The 16,888-nt window shown below is 42.8% G+C and carries 13 protein-coding genes; 7 read left to right on the forward strand and 6 right to left on the reverse strand.

Going from position 1 to position 16,888, the window contains the following annotated elements; all coding sequences use genetic code 11:
* Positions 1-56: 56 nt before the first annotated feature.
* A complete protein-coding gene (locus tag BMW53_RS10550) occupies positions 57-794 on the reverse strand; it encodes an acyl-[acyl-carrier-protein] thioesterase (protein WP_051567604.1) in 738 nt (245 codons plus the stop codon).
* Between the two features lie 156 nt (positions 795-950).
* Here BMW53_RS10550 and map point away from each other — a divergent pair, with 156 nt between their 5' ends.
* On the forward strand, positions 951-1,730 hold the full coding sequence (gene map / locus BMW53_RS10555; RefSeq protein ID WP_051567603.1) for a type I methionyl aminopeptidase: 780 nt from the start codon (positions 951-953) through the stop codon (positions 1,728-1,730).
* Positions 1,731-1,896: 166 nt separating this feature from the next.
* Here map and BMW53_RS10560 read toward each other — a convergent pair whose 3' ends face one another.
* Positions 1,897-2,433, reverse strand: a complete 537-nt coding sequence (locus BMW53_RS10560) for a hypothetical protein (protein WP_038556143.1) — start codon at positions 2,431-2,433, stop codon at positions 1,897-1,899.
* A gap of 454 nt (positions 2,434-2,887) precedes the next feature.
* On the opposite strand from BMW53_RS10560, the gene BMW53_RS10565 reads away from it, so the two are divergent.
* Positions 2,888-3,271 (forward strand): co-chaperone GroES, encoded by a 384-nt coding sequence (locus tag BMW53_RS10565; RefSeq protein ID WP_038556140.1) that lies wholly within the window; start codon positions 2,888-2,890, stop codon positions 3,269-3,271.
* Positions 3,272-3,328: 57 nt separating this feature from the next.
* Here the strand turns inward: BMW53_RS10565 and BMW53_RS10570 are convergent, their stop codons facing one another.
* A complete protein-coding gene (locus tag BMW53_RS10570) occupies positions 3,329-4,078 on the reverse strand; it encodes a patatin-like phospholipase family protein (RefSeq protein WP_074780643.1) in 750 nt (249 codons plus the stop codon).
* 154 nt (positions 4,079-4,232) lie between these two features.
* Here BMW53_RS10570 and BMW53_RS10575 point away from each other — a divergent pair, with 154 nt between their 5' ends.
* Positions 4,233-5,189, forward strand: coding sequence for a bile acid:sodium symporter family protein (locus tag BMW53_RS10575; protein ID WP_038556136.1), 957 nt, complete (start codon positions 4,233-4,235; stop codon positions 5,187-5,189).
* Between the two features lie 15 nt (positions 5,190-5,204).
* Here BMW53_RS10575 and BMW53_RS10580 read toward each other — a convergent pair whose 3' ends face one another.
* Both BMW53_RS10580 and BMW53_RS10585 read right to left on the reverse strand, forming a co-directional pair.
* Complete coding sequence (locus tag BMW53_RS10580) at positions 5,205-6,680, reverse strand: aminotransferase class V-fold PLP-dependent enzyme (protein ID WP_038556133.1); 1,476 nt, start codon at positions 6,678-6,680, stop codon at positions 5,205-5,207.
* A gap of 199 nt (positions 6,681-6,879) precedes the next feature.
* Positions 6,880-7,074 carry a hypothetical protein gene (locus tag BMW53_RS10585; RefSeq protein WP_038556130.1) on the reverse strand — a complete coding sequence of 65 codons (195 nt, stop codon included), beginning with the start codon at positions 7,072-7,074 and terminating at the stop codon, positions 6,880-6,882.
* 162 nt (positions 7,075-7,236) lie between these two features.
* Between BMW53_RS10585 and htpG the strand changes: the two genes are divergently transcribed.
* A complete protein-coding gene (gene htpG / locus BMW53_RS10590; protein WP_038556127.1) occupies positions 7,237-9,291 on the forward strand; it encodes a molecular chaperone HtpG in 2,055 nt (684 codons plus the stop codon).
* Positions 9,292-9,566: 275 nt separating this feature from the next.
* Here htpG and BMW53_RS10595 read toward each other — a convergent pair whose 3' ends face one another.
* Positions 9,567-10,775: an NAD(P)-dependent oxidoreductase gene (locus BMW53_RS10595; RefSeq protein ID WP_038556124.1), complete on the reverse strand. Its 1,209-nt coding sequence runs from the start codon at positions 10,773-10,775 to the stop codon at positions 9,567-9,569.
* 152 nt (positions 10,776-10,927) lie between these two features.
* On the opposite strand from BMW53_RS10595, the gene BMW53_RS10600 reads away from it, so the two are divergent.
* From BMW53_RS10600 to BMW53_RS10610, 3 genes are all read left to right on the forward strand, one after another.
* The gene (locus BMW53_RS10600) at positions 10,928-12,532 is read left to right on the forward strand and encodes a sulfatase family protein (protein WP_038556121.1); all 1,605 of its coding nucleotides are present in this window, start codon (positions 10,928-10,930) and stop codon (positions 12,530-12,532) included.
* Positions 12,533-12,650: 118 nt separating this feature from the next.
* A complete protein-coding gene (locus tag BMW53_RS10605; RefSeq protein WP_038556117.1) occupies positions 12,651-13,880 on the forward strand; it encodes an alpha/beta hydrolase in 1,230 nt (409 codons plus the stop codon).
* Between the two features lie 127 nt (positions 13,881-14,007).
* Positions 14,008-16,365 (forward strand): ammonia-forming cytochrome c nitrite reductase subunit c552, encoded by a 2,358-nt coding sequence (locus BMW53_RS10610; protein ID WP_074780631.1) that lies wholly within the window; start codon positions 14,008-14,010, stop codon positions 16,363-16,365.
* The last annotated feature ends 523 nt before the right edge of the window (positions 16,366-16,888 follow it).

Below are 16,888 nucleotides of genomic sequence, written 5' to 3' on the forward strand. Positions count from 1 at the left end.
GTCTTACTTATTCCCAAAAGAAAAAGAGACTGTGATTGTTTTAAAGAACTGTTGCGTTAAAAAGCCTGTTTCCGCGGGCTCCAAACAAGCCGGGCGCGTATCAGGTCGGCTCCGTCGCTTTCACGAACAACACTACAAATATGATTATTTTTATCCAGTATTTGTTTCTTAATTCCCAGTTGGTCGTTTTCAGTGCCTTCTTTTACAAAATTCACTTCAAATTCGATGAGTTCATTCTGTTCGTGGAAATCAAAATCGTAGCTGTCGATAATGCGTTCGAGGTAACGTCCGCTGTTAAAATGCTGGTTCACGTCGATCTCATTAAAAAGCACCGGGGTGAAAACCACTTCATCGTCGGATTTAACCGGTTTTACTTTTCCGGCATTCATTTCCAGAACCCGTTCGTCATGTACCGGAATGGAGCCGAGTTCAAGTTTTACAATACGTTTGGTGTTTTGATCGAGCACCAACCAGCTGGTTGTAGCTTTAATAATACTTTCGCCGTTGGCATCAATAAAATGAATATCGCGAAGAGCCAGCAGTCCGTCAATTCCGGCAGGCCAGGTTTCAACCGTAAATTTCTCTCCCCATTCGGGGCGGCGTTTTATCTTCACCAGCAAGCGCGATAACACCCAAAACTGTTTTTCTTTTTGAAGATTATCGAAACCGAGACCTAATTTTTCGGCATGTTCCCAGGCAATGTCCTGAATTTGCCAAAAAAGAAAGGAGGTAGAAAGTTGGCCAAAACGACTAACGAAATATGATTTTGTAGATAATTCCTGCTTGTGTTTCATACTAAAACGATTAGAATTCAGAAGTGCGAAGTTGCAAGTGGTCTTTCTGTTTGTGCTTCCGACTTCATTCTTTTTGTAAACTTTTTCGCAAATTTATTGTTCGGTTTTTGAAAATCAACAACAAATGTTCAATTTTGTGGCAAATTAAAAAGTTTTATGGGAAAAATAATAATTAAAACTCCGGAGCAAATAGAAGGCATCAGGCAAAGTGCCCGACTGGCAGCAAAAACGCTTGAATTTGCTGGACAGTTCGTAAAAGAAGGAGTAAACACAGAATATATCGATGATAAAGTGGAGGAATTTATTCGTTCCCATGGGGCTGTTCCTGCAACCAAAGGGTATAATGGCTATCCAAAATCAAGTTGTATTTCGTTAAATAATGTGATTTGCCACGGCATTCCATCAAAACAAACCGTTTTAAAAGAAGGCGATATTCTGAATATTGATATCACCACTATTTTGAACGGATACTACGGCGATACTTCGCGCATGTTTACGGTGGGAAATATAAGCCAGGAGGCTGAAGATTTGATTGATATTACCGGCCACTGTCTCGATCTTGGAATTGAGCAGGTGAAACCGGGTAACCGCTTCGGGAATATCGGTTTTGTAATTCAACGCTATGCCAAAGCACAGGGCTACAGCGTGGTTTACGAGTTTTGCGGCCATGGTGTTGGTATCGATTTTCATGAGGAGCCGCAGGTCGATCATGCCTCACGAAGAAATACGGGGCCGGAAATGAGACCGGGAATGATTTTTACCATTGAGCCGATGATTAACCAGGGAAAACCCAAAGCAGTGGTCGATAAAAACGATGGATGGACAGCACGAACTATTGATAATAAACTGTCGGCACAGTTCGAGCATACGGTTTTGGTTACGCCAACCGGCTGCGAAGTTTTGACAGATATTCATGATGATTATCCGATAACGTAGATAGGTTGTTAAAAACCATTGTCATTTCGACGAAGGATGAGGAGAAATCTGTAACATTTATCAGGCTAAAGATTCCCCACTGTGTTCCATATGGCAGTTTCAATAAACAAAAAACCGCCGCTCTGATTAAAGAGCAGCGGTTTTTTGTTTGGTGAGTTATTCGTAATTAGATGTTCCATGTTTTTGCGTCGGTCATCCAAGCTTCCACTTCCAAAGCTGCTTCGGTTTCTTCTTCAACGTCAACAGAGAGTACTCCGAAGAAATTAGTGTCTGTCATCCACTCTTCTACTTGCAATGCTTCTTCAGTTTCTTCATTGAAATAGCTTGCCATTCCGTCGAAGTAGCTTTCGTTGGTCATCCAGTTTTCTACTTCAAGTGCTTCCTCAACTTCTGTTTCTACATTTACTGTTGTAAAGAAATTGTTTTCTGCAAGCATCCAGTTTTCTACGTCTAATGCTTCTTCTGCTTCAACTGCTGCATACCTGGCATAGGCACTCATATCTGTAGTTGCTGATGCATCGGCTGATGCTGAGCTGGCTTCAGTGTTATCTGTCATTGCCATGGCTATCTGGCTGAAGCTGTTGTTTTCCATTACGGTTCTCCAAAAATCTTGTGCATTTACTGTAATGCTGATCAAAACCAAACTAATAATAACCGCCAGTGATTTTGTGATTGCTTTCTGAACATTGTTTGTTGTTTTCATGACTTTTCCTCCTGCTTTCGTTTTTGTTTTCTTGTTTTGTTGCTTCGACTTTTTTGTTTCTTGTTTTCTCGTTCTGTTTTCTTGTTTTCGATATTAAGACGACCTAAAATATGATTCGTTACAAAAATTTAGAACTTTTTTTAAAAATGTACTGGTTAAAAACCTGAACTTTGTATTGCAAATATAAGTACAAAAAATGGTACTATGCAAAACAAAGTAGTATATTTTTTGAAATTATTTTTGAGTGAAGTCAGTAATGTGCAGAAAGAGAGATTGATAGGCGTTTTAGTTTTGAGTTGAAAAGTCGAATAAAAAGTTAAACAGATCGAAAAAAGGTAAGTGCTTGTATGGAAACTCATTTCAATTTTGAAGAAAAAAAATTTTTGAACGATTAACTTTTTTCACAGCAAATTCGAAAACTTGTATCTTTGTCAACAGAAAAAATGTATTGTTTATGTCGTTAGTAATTGAAGAAAAGGATCTGGAAAAATTTATAATGGTGGGCGACCGTGTTTTGGTGAAACCCAAAAATCCGTCGGGCAAAACCAAATCGGGCTTGTATTTACCGCCATCGGTTCAGGAGAACGAGAAAGTGCAAAGTGGTTATATCGTTAAAGTTGGACCGGGTTACCCGATTCCGGCGGTTAACGATGAAGACGAAGCGTGGAAAGAAAAAAAGGAAGAAGTGAAATATGTGCCGCTTCAAACGCACATTGGCGACCTGGCTATTTACTTAAATAAAAGCGGACACGAAATTGAGTTTAATAACGAGAAGTACATTATTTTACCACATTCGGCAATTTTAATGATCATCAGGGATGAGAATTTATTTGACTAGATAATCTTAAAGATATATTTGCTGAGCCGTTTCGGGAATTTCCGGAGCGGCTTTTTTTTATTTCAGAACTTCCAATGTTTTTTTGTAGCCCAGGTCGAAGAGCTCATCGGCGTGTTTTCGCTGAAATACATCGTATTCGTCAATTCCTTTTGGCTCGATATAAAAGTCAGCCTGTTTTTTTATTTCCTCCAGTTTCTGATTTACGCTCATATAAACCGTTCGTGTGGCAATTTGTATCAGGTTTTTCATTTTCGCCTTCGGATTTATCGGGCTGATGTTTGATACAATAAGGCGCTGGCAATCTTTTCGGATGGGTGCAACGGGGATATTATCCATCAATCCACCATCGACATATAAATACCGGCCCAGCTCAACGGGTGCAAAAATAACAGGAATAGAGGCCGAGGCCAGTACCGTATCGCCAAGGTTTCCGCTGTTGTGGTATTCAACCGTTCCTTTATTCAGGTTCGAGACACAAACGTAAAGTGGTGTTTTAAGGTCTTCGATGTTTTTAAGGGCTATTTCTTTTTCCAGGATTTCCTTTACGCCATCGAGCTTTAGCAAACCGTCAACCGGCAAATGTATTTTGGTGTATTGAAAAAACCAGCCACGTTTAAAAATATCGCGTACTTCTTCGGGCGATTTTCCGGCGGCAATAAAAGCACCAACAATTGCGCCGGCACTAACTCCCGAAATTACATCGGGCTGAATACCCAGTTTGTCGAGTGCCGCAATAACGCCCAAATGGGCAAACCCGCGCGTTCCGCCACCACTTAAAACCAACCCGTTTTCGTATTTCTTTGTCATACCTTTCAAAGGTAGAAAATCAATTGAAATGGTGTTCATAAAATGAGTGCTCAAATCTTTCGCCTACTATTTATTTTGGAAAAGAAATTTTCGGGGGTATTTTTACCGGCGCTGCTGCGTGTGTTTTGCCGCATCAGTTATACACTATTATATAATGAAAATAGACAAATTCGTTTTAGCCATTATTGGTGTTATAATTCTGGCCTGGTTTTTTCCCGGAATTGGAAGTCCGGAAAGTGGCATACCTCTGGATTTAATTGCGAGTATTGGAATTTCGCTGATTTTCTTTTTCTATGGGTTGAAACTCAGTCCACGCGATATAAAAATGGGGCTAAAAAACTGGAAACTACATATCGTGGTACAAACAACTACTTTTTTGGTTTTTCCCTTGATTGTTCTTGCCTTTTATCCTTTTATAAAAACCGAAAACGGACAAACGATTTGGCTGGCATTTTTATTTTTGGCAGCGCTACCGTCAACTGTTTCTTCGTCGGTAGTGATGGTTTCAATTGCAAAAGGAAATATTCCGGCGGCCATTTTTAACGCCAGTATTTCTGGATTGATTGGTATTGTACTAACGCCACTTTGGATGGGACTGTTTTTAACACAGACCACCATCGATTTTAACCTTGGAGAAATATATTTCAAGCTGCTAACAGAGATTCTTCTCCCGGTAATTATAGGTGTTTTTCTACAGCGTTTTTGGGGAGATTATGCCCGGAAATACAGTCGTTACCTCACACTATTTGATAAATCGGTGATTCTGCTGATTATATTTAAAAGCTTTTCACATTCGTTCGAAAACAAGGTTTTTAGTGCGGTTGATGCTATAGATCTGGCTCTAATTGTAACGGCTGTAATCATCCTTTTTTATGCGATTTATTTTCTAACGCTAAAAGTTTCGCAGTTACTGGGATTTGCTATCGAAGATCAGATTACAACACAATTTTGTGGAACAAAAAAGTCGTTGGTACACGGAACCGTATTTGCAAAAATATTATTTCAGCAATCGGCAACTACCGGAATAATGTTGCTGCCAATTATGATCTTCCACCCGATACAAATACTTATTATCAGTTTTGTGGCTACTAAATTGGGGAAGCGAAAATAGAAGCAGCTTGATTGCTTACTCATGTTCAAGCGTAAACCACTTGTTCAGCAATTTCTGGTCATCTTTTTCATCTTTGTGCCAGAATGTATTGGTGCGATTTACGTAGTTATAATCTTTCTCGTATTCATTAATATTCGTTACGATATCATTTAATGCGTCGATCATAATATCAACTTCATCGTTGGTCATCGTTGGGTGAAGCGACCAGCGCACCCAGCCCGGTTTTTGCGAAAGATCGCCGTGGTTGATTTTATCGGTAATTTCCTCCGACTGCTCCAGCGATACTTCCAACAGAAAGTGTCCGTAAGTTCCGGCACAGGCACAACCTCCGCGGGTTTGAATACCATATTTGTCGTTTAACAAACGCACCAGCAGGTTGTAATGAATTCCTTCAACATAGAATGAAATTACGCCCAGTCGGTCGCGTACATTATCGGCCAGAATATTCAATCCTTTTATGGAATCGAGTCCGCTAAATGCACGTTCCAATAATTCTTCTTCGCGTTTGCGGATATTCTCAATGCCCATCTGGTCTTTCAAATCAAAACAAAGGGCTGTACGTATCGATTGCAGGAAACCCGGCGTTCCACCGTCTTCGCGGGCTTCAATATCGTCAACATATTTGTATTTCCCCCACGGATTGGTCCAGTCAACAGTACCGCCACCCGGGTTGTCAGGAACGGTGTTTTTATACATGCTGGCATCAAAAACTATTACGCCCGATGAGCCGGGGCCTCCCAGGAATTTATGCGGCGAGAACATCACGGCATCCAGTTTTTCCATGGGATCTTCGGGGTGCATATTTATTTCGTCGTAAGGTGCAGAGGCTGCAAAATCGATGAAACAAACGCCTCCGTATTCGTGCATAATTTTCGCCATTTCGTGATAGGTCGTACGCACTCCGGTTACATTCGAACAAGCGGTAAACGAACCAATTTTAAACTTGCGGTCTTTATATTTTTCTAATGCTTTGCGCAGGTTGTCGGTGTCAACCAGTAAGCCTTCGCCGGGTTCAACCACAACCACGTCGGCACTGGTTTCGTACCACGATGTTTGGTTGGAATGGTGCTCCATGTGTGTAAGAAAAACCACCGGCTTTTCACGCTCGGCAATACAGGTTTTTCCTGCAACTTTAACACAGTATTTTAATCCCAGAATTCGCTGAAATTTGTTGATTATAGCAGTCATCCCGAAACCGGCAGTTATAATAATATCATTTGGCCCGGCATTTACATGTTGTTTAATCAGCTGATGCGATTTGTGGTAAGCGTGTGTCATGCGCAGTCCGGTTTCGCTGGTTTCGGTGTGGGTGTTGCCAACATACGGACCAATGGTGTCGGTAATTTTACACTCGATAGGGCGGTACAAACGGCCACTGGCAATCCAATCGCCATAATTGATTTTCTGTTTGCCATAAGGAGTTTCAAATTCCTGGTCGATACCAACAATATTTTTTCTGAATTTTTCGAAGTATTTTTCCAGACTGCTCATTCGTTTTTTTTATTGATGCAACAAAATAAGTGACTTTAAGTGATAAAATTTAGGGGAAAAATCATGAAAATCCTCTCGTAAATGCTCATTTAAGAAAGTGATGATGCGTTCTGAAAACTGTGAATGGACTCCCTGAGTAAGGCCTTATATTGAGGATCTTTTTTTGAATCTTTTATAAACTGTTTGGAGTATTGGATTTTCATTCGTCCAACCATTTGTTAAATGCATCGGCTTCCGGCTCTTCAGCAACACGCTGGTCGCCATCTTGCATGGCATTATAAATTGCCGCATCTTCTTTTTCATCATCAACAACAAAATGTTTAATGTTGAGCTTTTCGGCAAGATCGGTGAAAACTTTGAGCTGCTTTTGATTTAACTTTAATACCAGTTCCATAATTCAAAATTAGGACAAAAAGGTGAGAATTAAAAGTTCAATTATGCCTTAATAACATTAATAAAAGCCTGGTTTCTGTCAAATCGTCACAAATAACGAATGGCACAGCGTTTGACTTTTGGCGAGCGTAAAAATTGATAGTAAAATTTAAAATATAGAAAAATGCAAACAGGAAAAATTGGAGTAACCAGCGAGAATCTTTTCCCAATTATTAAAAAGTTTCTCTATTCTGATCACGACATTTTTTTACGTGAGATCGTATCAAACGCCGTTGATGCAACACAAAAACTAAAAACACTGGCCGGAAAAGGCGAGTACAAAGGCGATGTAAGCAATGCCAAAGTGGTTGTTAAACTGGATACCGAAGCCAAAACAATTACCGTTTCGGATAATGGTATCGGGATGACTGCCGAAGAGGTGGAGAAGTACATTAACCAGATTGCTTTCTCGGGTGCCAACGAATTCCTTGATAAATACAAAGACGACGCCAATGCCATTATTGGCCATTTCGGATTGGGTTTTTACAGTTCGTTTATGGTGTCGGAAAAAGTGGATGTAATTACAAAATCACATAAAGAAGGTTCGCAGGCCGTAAAATGGAGCTGTAACGGAAGTCCTGAGTACGAGCTGGAAGAGGTGGAAAAAGAAGACGTTGGAACCGACATTGTAATGCACATCAGCGAAGAGGAAAAAGGTTTTCTTGATGATGCAAAAATTTCAGAAATACTGAATAAATACTGCAAGTTTTTACCCGTTCCGGTAGTTTACGGTAAGAAAAAAGACTGGAAAGACGGCAAGCAGGTTGACACTGACGAAGACAACCAGATTAACGATGTTGCTCCGGCCTGGACAAAAATGCCTGCCGATTTAAAAGACGAAGATTACAAAAACTTCTACCGGAAATTGTACCCGATGGGCGACGAGCCGCTTTTCAATATTCACCTGAATGTGGATTACCCGTTCAACCTGACCGGTATTTTGTATTTCCCAAAAATCAAAAACAATTTCGAGGTGCAGAAAAACAAAATCCAGTTGTACAGCAACCAGGTTTTTGTTACCGATTCGGTTGAAGGAATTGTACCTGAATTTTTGACACTGTTGCATGGTGTGATCGACTCGCCGGATATTCCGCTGAACGTGTCGCGTTCGTACCTGCAAAGCGATTCGAATGTGAAAAAGATCAGCAGTCACATCAATAAAAAAGTGGCCGATCGTTTGCACCAGATCTACAAAGACAACCGCGAAGATTTTGAAAGCAAGTGGGACGACCTGAAGATCTTTATCGAGTACGGAATGCTGACCGAGGAGAAATTTAACGATCGTGCAATGAATTTCTTCCTGCTGAAAAATACCGAAAGCAAGTATTTTACCTGGGAAGAATATGAAAAACTGGTAAAAGAGAACCAGACGGATAAGGACAACAATACCATTTACCTGTACACAACCAATGTTGAGGAGCAATTCACTTTTGTTGAGGCTGCAAAAAACAAAGGTTACGATGTGCTGATTTTGGATGATGTGTTGGCGCCTCACCTGATTAACAAATTTGAGCAGAAATACACCGACAAACGTTTTGTGCGTGTTGACTCTGACGTGGTTGAAAACCTGATTCGGAAAGAAGATACCGCAAAAGAAGAGTGGAGCTGGGAGCAAAAACAAGAGTTGTCGCCGGTGTTCCAGGCGGTTTGCCCGCAAAATAACGCACATACTTACATTGTTGATTTCCAGGATCTGGGTGAAAACGGTTCACCAATGGTAATTACCCGTAACGAATTTATGCGCCGTATGAAAGATATGAGCGCTGCCCAGGGTGGAATGAGCATGTATGGAGACCTGCCCGATTCATTGAACCTGGTAGTAAACACCGCTCATCCACTGGTGAAAAAAGTGTTGGATGCCAAAGACAAAAAGCTGGGTGGCAAACTGGAAGAAATGACCGGAAAAATTACGGCTCAGAAAGTGGAAATTGCCGGTTTGGAAAAAGCAAAAGAAGGAAAGAAAGAAGAGGAGATTCCGGCAGCTGATAAAGAGAAACTGGAAACACTGAATTCGGAACTGGCGAAGTTGGAAGAAGCAAAACGCGAAGAGCTGGCCGGATTTGGTAAAAAGAATAAACTGGCAAAACAAATGGTTGACTTGGCGCTGTTGGCGAACGGCCTGTTAAAAGGAGCCGACCTGGATCAATTTGTGAAGCGCAGTGTTGAACTGATTAAGTAGGGTGAGAAGTCTGTCAACTGACGGACAAGTTAAGGGAGAGTGAGTAAAACGTCGGTCCATGAATTTTGGATCGACGTTTGTTTTTTGTTTTTGTTTCTCGCGGATTGCGCTGATTTTCGCTGAAGAATAAGGATATAAAAAAAGCCCCGGTCGGTATTCATAATACAATATACCGACCGGGGCTTTAGGTTTCAGAAAAAGGATCCGATCCGTTTAAGTTGAAAATATACGGATCGGATCCTTTGCTTTTTATCAGCGCAAATTAGCGAGCAACTCTATTTCCCGTCAGCAAAATCCTGCAGATAAGAGAATTTTTCAGTCAGCGCACCATCTTTTGTAATGGAAGCGCGTTGGATAATTCCGTCGGTATCGTCGCCAAATAAACTTGGGAATACTTTTTCGATGAGGTTACGCCCAAAATCAAGCGAGGCATCTTTCGGCAGTTCGCAAGGCAGGTTATCCACGGCCTGCACCGACACATTGTTTGGGTTCGAGAAAGCCTCTTCCAGCTCGCCACTTTGTGGATTGTAATCGTAAAACGGATCGGCAATTGTAGCTGCACGCTTTGTCGATGGGATAGAGCCTTCAATATCGCAGGTGATATCCGAGATTACTGCAATGCGGAAATTATCGTTTTTCATCTCGTCGGCAGTAAAAAGTACCGGAGATTTTGGATCCCAATACGCTGACGCGATCAGCATATCAGTTGCCTGGGTAAACGGATGGAAGCTGTTCTCGTACATCGTCGGGTTATTGAAAAAATGCAGCAAATCGAATGGCTCGCCATCAATGCGTTTGGCATAGTTTCCGGGCAGCAGCTGCACATAAATAGCTTGTTCTGGCTCCTCGTCATTTAAATAAGCCTCGGGCGAAACCCGCATAATATTCATATGATTCAGAATTTCTAAAACGCCGTGTGCCACGCGTCCGTCGCCGGTGAGCGCTATTTTTATAGGTGGAAGTTTTACCTCGTCGAGGTGTTGTAACATTTCCTCTAAATCTTCGCACTCGTGTGCCGGTTTCAGGTTAAATAAATCGTATTTCAAACCAAAGGCGCGGAAACCGTTGTAGGCACCAACCAGTCCGGCAAAACGCCCAAAACCGATGATGCGAAATCCTTCCTTGTCAGTGAGAACTTCGTAATCAACCAGCTGGATATTTTTCGCTAAAACGGTTTGTAATAACTTTCGGTTATACGCTTGTTTTTTTATGGTGTGCGAGAAAAACAGGTAGATCTTTCCGGGCAGAAAATCCCCGATACGAACTTCTTTTACGCCCAGCAAAACGTCGCAATCCGAAAGATCCTCTTTAAGCGCGATTCCTGAAGCACTGTATTCTTCGTCTTTATAACTCCGAATAGGGCTCGGTTGAACAACAATTGAAACATGCGGAAATGTTTGCTGCACTTCAACACACTGTTGCGGGGTTAACGGAACACGCTTATCGGGAGGTGTTTTTCCTTCTCTAAGAATACCTACTTTCATGGTTTTGAAATTTTTCCGAATGTACGAAAATTTAAATATTCCGATACAAAACGTACGAACAATGCCCGAAAAGAAGAGGAAGTGGAATTGGCGATCAAAACAGAATCACTATTTTTAGCTGCAAATCAACTAAACTGACTAAATATTAAAACATGACCATCAAAATTATTTCACATCGAATTTTAATCCTTGTACTGGCTGCTTTTGCCGGTTTTGGTTGCGCCAATCAACAGAAAGGGGAAAGTAAACAGCGGCCAAACATCGTTTTCATTATGAGCGACGACCATGCTTTTCAGGCCATTAGTGCTTATGGTGGCCCGTTGGCCGAACTGGCGCCAACTCCAAATATCGACCGGCTGGCCGAGGGCGGAATGCGTTTTAATCAGTGTATGGTTACCAATTCCATTTGTGGTCCGTCGCGCGCCACAATTCTTAGCGGAAAATACAGTCATTTAAACGGTTTTATTGATAACACCGGAGGCTCGCATTTCGATTTTAGCCAGAATTCGTACGCCAAAGTGTTGCAAAAAGCCGGGTACAAAACAGCTGTTATTGGCAAAATGCATTTGGGAGGTACACCAACCGGTTTCGATTATTTCGATATTCTTCCGGGACAGGGGCGCTACTACAATCCAACCTTTATTAACCAGGAGGGGGAGTACAAAATGGAAGGCTACACCACCGAAATTATTACCGACAAAACCATTAACTGGCTGGAAAGTGAAAAAGATTCGGAGCAGCCGTTTATGGTAATGATGTGGCATAAAGCACCACACCGCGCGTGGGAGCCGGGGCCGAACGAACTGGGAATGTACGAGAATACCACTTTCCCCGAGCCCGAAACATTGTTTGACGATTACGACACACGTGATGCCGCAGCAAAAAATAATATGACCATTGCCCACACCATGTTTCTCTACCGGGATTTGAAAATGACCGACCAACCCCGCGCCGGTTTTACCCCAGAGCAACAGGCAGAATGGGATGCGGTTTATCAGCCTATCTATGAAAAGTTCAGGGAAGAAAATCCTACCGGAAAAGAATTGGTACGCTTCAAATATCAGCGTTACATGCGCGATTACCTGGCTTGTATTTCGGCTGTGGATAAAAGTGTGGGGCAATTGCTCGATTACCTGAAAGAATCGGGATTGGACAAAAATACGATCGTAATTTATTCGTCCGATCAGGGATTTTACCTGGGCGAGCATGGTTGGTTTGATAAACGCTGGATGTATAAAGAATCGTTAAATACACCGCTGTTGGTAAGCTGGCCCGGAGTAATTAAAGCCGGATCGGTGAACAACGATCTGGTTTCGAACCTCGATTTTGCCGAAACGCTGATTGATGTTGCAGGTGCTGAAATTCCCGCAGAAATGCAGGGCCGCAGTCTGCTGCCGATTTTAAAAGGCGAAACGCCTGCCGATTGGCGCGATGCTCATTATTATCATTACTACGAACACCCGTCGGAGCACGCGGTAATGCGCCATTGCGGAATTACCACCGCGAAATTCAAACTCATTCATTTTTATTACGATATGGACGATTGGGAATTGTACGACCTGGAGAAAGATCCGATGGAAATGCATAACGTTTACAACGATCCGGCTTATGCTGATGTTCAGGCACAACTACATATTCAGCTGGAAGAATTGCGCAAAAAGTACGGTGACAGCGATGAGCTGAACCAGAAATTTATAGATGAATACAAGGAGAAGGTAAAAGCCAATCCGCGAATTGAATACTGGAAATTCTGGTAGCAGAAACCGAATGCTAATTTGTAATTAATTTATGTTTTCTTATTCTTGTAAAAGAAATAATCATGTAAATGAGCAAAAGAAAACTGATGCTGTATTCAACCAATTAAAGCTATAATCAATGATTCAAAAATCGTTTATTTTTATTGTCTTGATCCTGTCCACGTGTTCAGGAATACTGCAAGCACAAAACACATTTTCGGTAAGCGTTAATGAAGTGAAGAACGGAAAAATAAAAGTTGAGCCAGCCATCCCCGATGATGGAAAAGTGCCCAAAGGAACTGTTCTTACCCTTACGGCTGAACCCGATAATAACTATGCAATCGACGCCGTTTACTATTCGGTAAACGGAATGTGGGGCGACATGTATCTCGAATGTATGGCATCGCCTTTCGAGGTAGTGATCGATCAGGATAAAAAACTGGGGGCATCTTTTATTGAAAAAGAGGAAGTTGACCACCTGGAAGTAACACAGAACATTGTTTATGCAAAACCCGGAGTAAAAGAATTAAAATACGATGTGTTTGCTCCCAAAGGTGCGCGTAACTTGCCCTGTATTATTATCATTCACGGAGGTGGTTGGATTTGGAACACCGAAGATATTATGCGCGGAATGGCCCGCGAATTAACCAAAAGTGGCAAATATGTTGTTTTTAGTATTGATTATCGCTGGGCCGGAAACCGCGATGGCGACAAAGTGGGAAATACCATGGCCGACATTATTGGTGATGTGTTCGGCGCTATTGCACACATTATGGAACACGCAGCTGATTATGGCGGCGACCCAACGCGAATTGCTGTAACCGGCGACAGTGCCGGAGGACATTTATCGGCAGTGGCCGGAACCATGCCCAACAAAATTGGCGATGGTGGCTTTGGCGAAACCGAAGGCGTTTTTGAGTTTATGCCATCGTATATTCCGGAAAATAAAACGGTCGACCAGCTGCGAACTGAAATGATGGCAGCCATAAAAGCAGCAGCTCCGAGTTACGGTGTATTCGGAAGTGATCTGCTCAATCATTATTCTGAAGACCCGAAAGCCAATGATAGCTGGAAAGAAGCCATCGCGCCATTGAGCAATATCCCCAATGCAGAGGAGCGTAAAATTCCGCATTACCTTACCCGCGGAACAAAAGACGGTTTAATAACCGATGAGGCTGTTAAACGATATGTTGATGCGTTGGTGGAAGCCGGACAACGTGTGCAGTATGTGCAGGTAGGCGGTGCCGGACATGCGTTCTTCGATTGGAAACCGGATGACAACACAAAAGCTACATTTAAAAAATATGGAATTTACTACATCAACGAAATGGAGACTTTCTTCAATTCGGTGTTTTACCCGAAAAACTAGATAACTAACTAACGCTAATAATACCACAGGCAGTTTATTCTCATTATGAATAAGCTGCTTTTTTTGTTTTCAAAATGTTGAAATTTGTATCTTGCCGCATCAACGAAGTGATACAAAACATCAAATTATGAATTTCCGAAAATCTCAACTATTACTTGTTGTTGCAGTTTGGTTAACAGTAATTTCCTGTAAGCAAAAACCCAAGGAGCTCAATAACGAATTTACCGGATCGGCAAGTTGTATCGAGTGTCACGAAAACTTTTATAAGCTTTGGGAACCATCGTATCATGCGCAGGCCATGATGCCGATAGATGCGGCGTTTATGGCCGAACACCAGTTGCCCGACAGCGAACCCATCGATGTGGAAGGACATCAGTTTCAGGTGGAGTTTAAAGATTCAACCATGCTAATGTACGAACGCGATGGCGACGAGCTGGTAAAAACCTACGACGTAATCTGGGCTATGGGTGGCCATAATGTCTATACCTTTCTTACACCTTTTGAGAAAGGAAAATTACAGAATATTCCGCTGGCTTTTGATGCCAACCGCAAAGAATGGTTCAATTACCCCATGGCCGGTATGCGCCATTTTGGTGGAGATATGCCGGACGATGAGGCCTTGCCCTGGAAAGACGATATGTTTGCTTTTAACACCGGTTGTTACAGTTGTCATATCAGCCAGTTGAATACCAATTACGATTTGGCAACCGACACCTACCATACCACCTGGAAAGAGCCCGGAATTAACTGCGAAACCTGCCACGGGCCGGCGGGCGAGCACGTTCGTATTTTTAAAGCATTAAAAGAAGGCGAGGAAGCTGATGAGCTCGGACTGATAAGTACACGTACATTTACACAGGAGCAGCATGTGGCATCCTGTTCGCCTTGTCATGCCAAAATGAACCCGATTACGCCAAGTTACATGCCTGGCGATAAGTATTTCGACAATTATAACGTGACAACACTTGAGGATCGTGACTTTTACCCCGATGGCCGTTCGCTGGGAGAGAATTACACCCTTACCGAATGGATGATGAATCCCTGTGCCGATAACAGCGAGCTGCATTGTGTTACCTGCCATACATCGAGTGGGCGCGACCGCAATAAAGACAATCCCAATCAGGCTTGTCTGAAATGCCATAACAACCGCACCGAAGACCTGGAAACACATACGGGGCATCCGGCTTCGGCAGGACTTACCTGCTTAAGCTGCCACATGCCAAAGCGCGAATTTGTTGGCCGTTTTCTGCGCAGCGATCACTCGTTCCGCCCACCAATGCCCGAGGCAACCATTAAGTTTGGTTCGCCAAATGCCTGTAACCAGTGTCATACCGATAAGTCGCCCGAGTGGGCCAATAAAATTGTAAAGGCGCGTCCCAACGGTAATTACCAGGAAGAAACCTTACGATGGGCGCAACTGATAAAAGAAGCCCGCGACATGGAGTGGGAGAATGTGGATAAAATGTTCGAGTACATCCGTAATCCTAAAACTGACGATGTAGTGGCCAATTCGCTTATCCGTTTGTTGGGAAATTATCCTGATGCATCGAAAGCGGATGTGCTGATTGATGCGCTGAACAATAAATCGGAACTGGTGCGCTCGTCGGCAGCATACGGTTTGGGAGGAATTCTTACCGATGAGGTGAAAGCTGCCCTGCTAAAAGCTTGTCAGGATGACATTCGTTTGGTGCGCATACAGGCTGCCAATGCTATTTTAACTTTCCCTCAGGATGAGTTTAACGCTGAGGAACAGGCAATAATTGCCGCTGCCGAAAAGGAATATGTAACATCAATGACGTCGCGGCAGGATAACTGGAGCAACCACTACAACCTTGGCTTGTATCATCAGAACAAAGGCGAGGCAACCGAGGCGCTGAATTCGTACGAAACAGCTGCCCGCTTGTATCCTCCGGCGGTATTGCCGCTAATCAACAGCAGCGTGCTGTATTCGTATATCGGCAATAACCAAAAAGCCGAGGAGAACCTGAAGAAAGTATTGGAATACGAGCCAAAGAACGAAGCGGCCAACCTGAACCTGGGACTGTTGCTGGCCGAGCAGGGGCGTATGGACGAAGCCGAAAAGGCCTTGCGAACAGCGCTGGAGGCGAATCCCGAAAACCAGCCGGTAGCTGCCAAAAACCTGGCTGTAATTGTAGCGCAGCGTGGCGACCTGGCCGGAGCCGTAAAATATGCCGAAATGGCATGGAAAGCGAGTCCCGAAAATCCTGATTACGGATATACGCTTGCATACTACCAAATGCAGAACGGACAAACATCGACTGCAAAAAAAACATTGGAAAAAGTGATCAGCACCTCGCCCGGATACCTTTCGGCAACAGGTTACCTGGCACAAATCTACCTGCAGGAAGGCAACAAAGATAAAGCACTACAACTGTACAAAAATGCCTTGAAAGTTGAAGGTATCTCGGAACAGGACCGGGCCGCCATCCAGCAATCAATAGCTATGTTGCAGCAAAGTATGTAGAGACGGGCAAGGCAAAAGGAAAAAGGAGAAAGGCAAAAGTAAAAAGGCAAAAGATAACAAGTTGAGCGTAGCGAATTGAAAATCGGCCAAAGCCAAATCCCGACCGAAGTGTCGGGAGCAATAGTGAAAAGTTGAGCGTAGCTGTCATCTCGAAACGCAGCGAGAGATCTGTAACATTAAAACAGATTGTAGAATGCTGATTAACGATTTTTGAATTACGAAGGAGTTGGCAAATGGCAAATGGCAATATCCAATATTCAATGACCAATGACCAATCGAAAACGGATCCGATCTGTATAAGTTGACAAGGCAAAAGGCAAAAGTAAAAAGGCAAAAGGTAACAAGTTGAGCGTAGCGAATTGAAAATCGGCCAAAGCCAAATCCCGACCGAAGCGTCGGGAGCAAAAGTGAAAAGTTGAGCGTAGCTGTCATCCCGAAGCGCAGCGAGAGATCTGTAACATTAAAGCAGATCGCAGAATGCTGATTAACGATTTTTGATTTACGAAGGAGTTGGCAAATGGCA

It is taken from the genome of Draconibacterium orientale (genome assembly GCF_900111425.1).
Classification (GTDB): Bacteria; Bacteroidota; Bacteroidia; order Bacteroidales; family Prolixibacteraceae; genus Draconibacterium; species Draconibacterium orientale.

Coding starts and splice junctions, on each gene's coding strand:
- BMW53_RS10550 (WP_051567604.1), bottom strand. CDS start 794: ATGAAACACAAGCAGGAATTATCTACAAAATCATATTTCGTTAGTCGT.
- map (WP_051567603.1), top strand. CDS start 951: ATGGGAAAAATAATAATTAAAACTCCGGAGCAAATAGAAGGCATCAGG.
- BMW53_RS10560 (WP_038556143.1), bottom strand. CDS start 2,433: ATGAAAACAACAAACAATGTTCAGAAAGCAATCACAAAATCACTGGCG.
- BMW53_RS10565 (WP_038556140.1), top strand. CDS start 2,888: ATGTCGTTAGTAATTGAAGAAAAGGATCTGGAAAAATTTATAATGGTG.
- BMW53_RS10570 (WP_074780643.1), bottom strand. CDS start 4,078: ATGACAAAGAAATACGAAAACGGGTTGGTTTTAAGTGGTGGCGGAACG.
- BMW53_RS10575 (WP_038556136.1), top strand. CDS start 4,233: ATGAAAATAGACAAATTCGTTTTAGCCATTATTGGTGTTATAATTCTG.
- BMW53_RS10580 (WP_038556133.1), bottom strand. CDS start 6,680: ATGAGCAGTCTGGAAAAATACTTCGAAAAATTCAGAAAAAATATTGTT.
- BMW53_RS10585 (WP_038556130.1), bottom strand. CDS start 7,074: ATGGAACTGGTATTAAAGTTAAATCAAAAGCAGCTCAAAGTTTTCACC.
- htpG (WP_038556127.1), top strand. CDS start 7,237: ATGCAAACAGGAAAAATTGGAGTAACCAGCGAGAATCTTTTCCCAATT.
- BMW53_RS10595 (WP_038556124.1), bottom strand. CDS start 10,775: ATGAAAGTAGGTATTCTTAGAGAAGGAAAAACACCTCCCGATAAGCGT.
- BMW53_RS10600 (WP_038556121.1), top strand. CDS start 10,928: ATGACCATCAAAATTATTTCACATCGAATTTTAATCCTTGTACTGGCT.
- BMW53_RS10605 (WP_038556117.1), top strand. CDS start 12,651: ATGATTCAAAAATCGTTTATTTTTATTGTCTTGATCCTGTCCACGTGT.
- BMW53_RS10610 (WP_074780631.1), top strand. CDS start 14,008: ATGAATTTCCGAAAATCTCAACTATTACTTGTTGTTGCAGTTTGGTTA.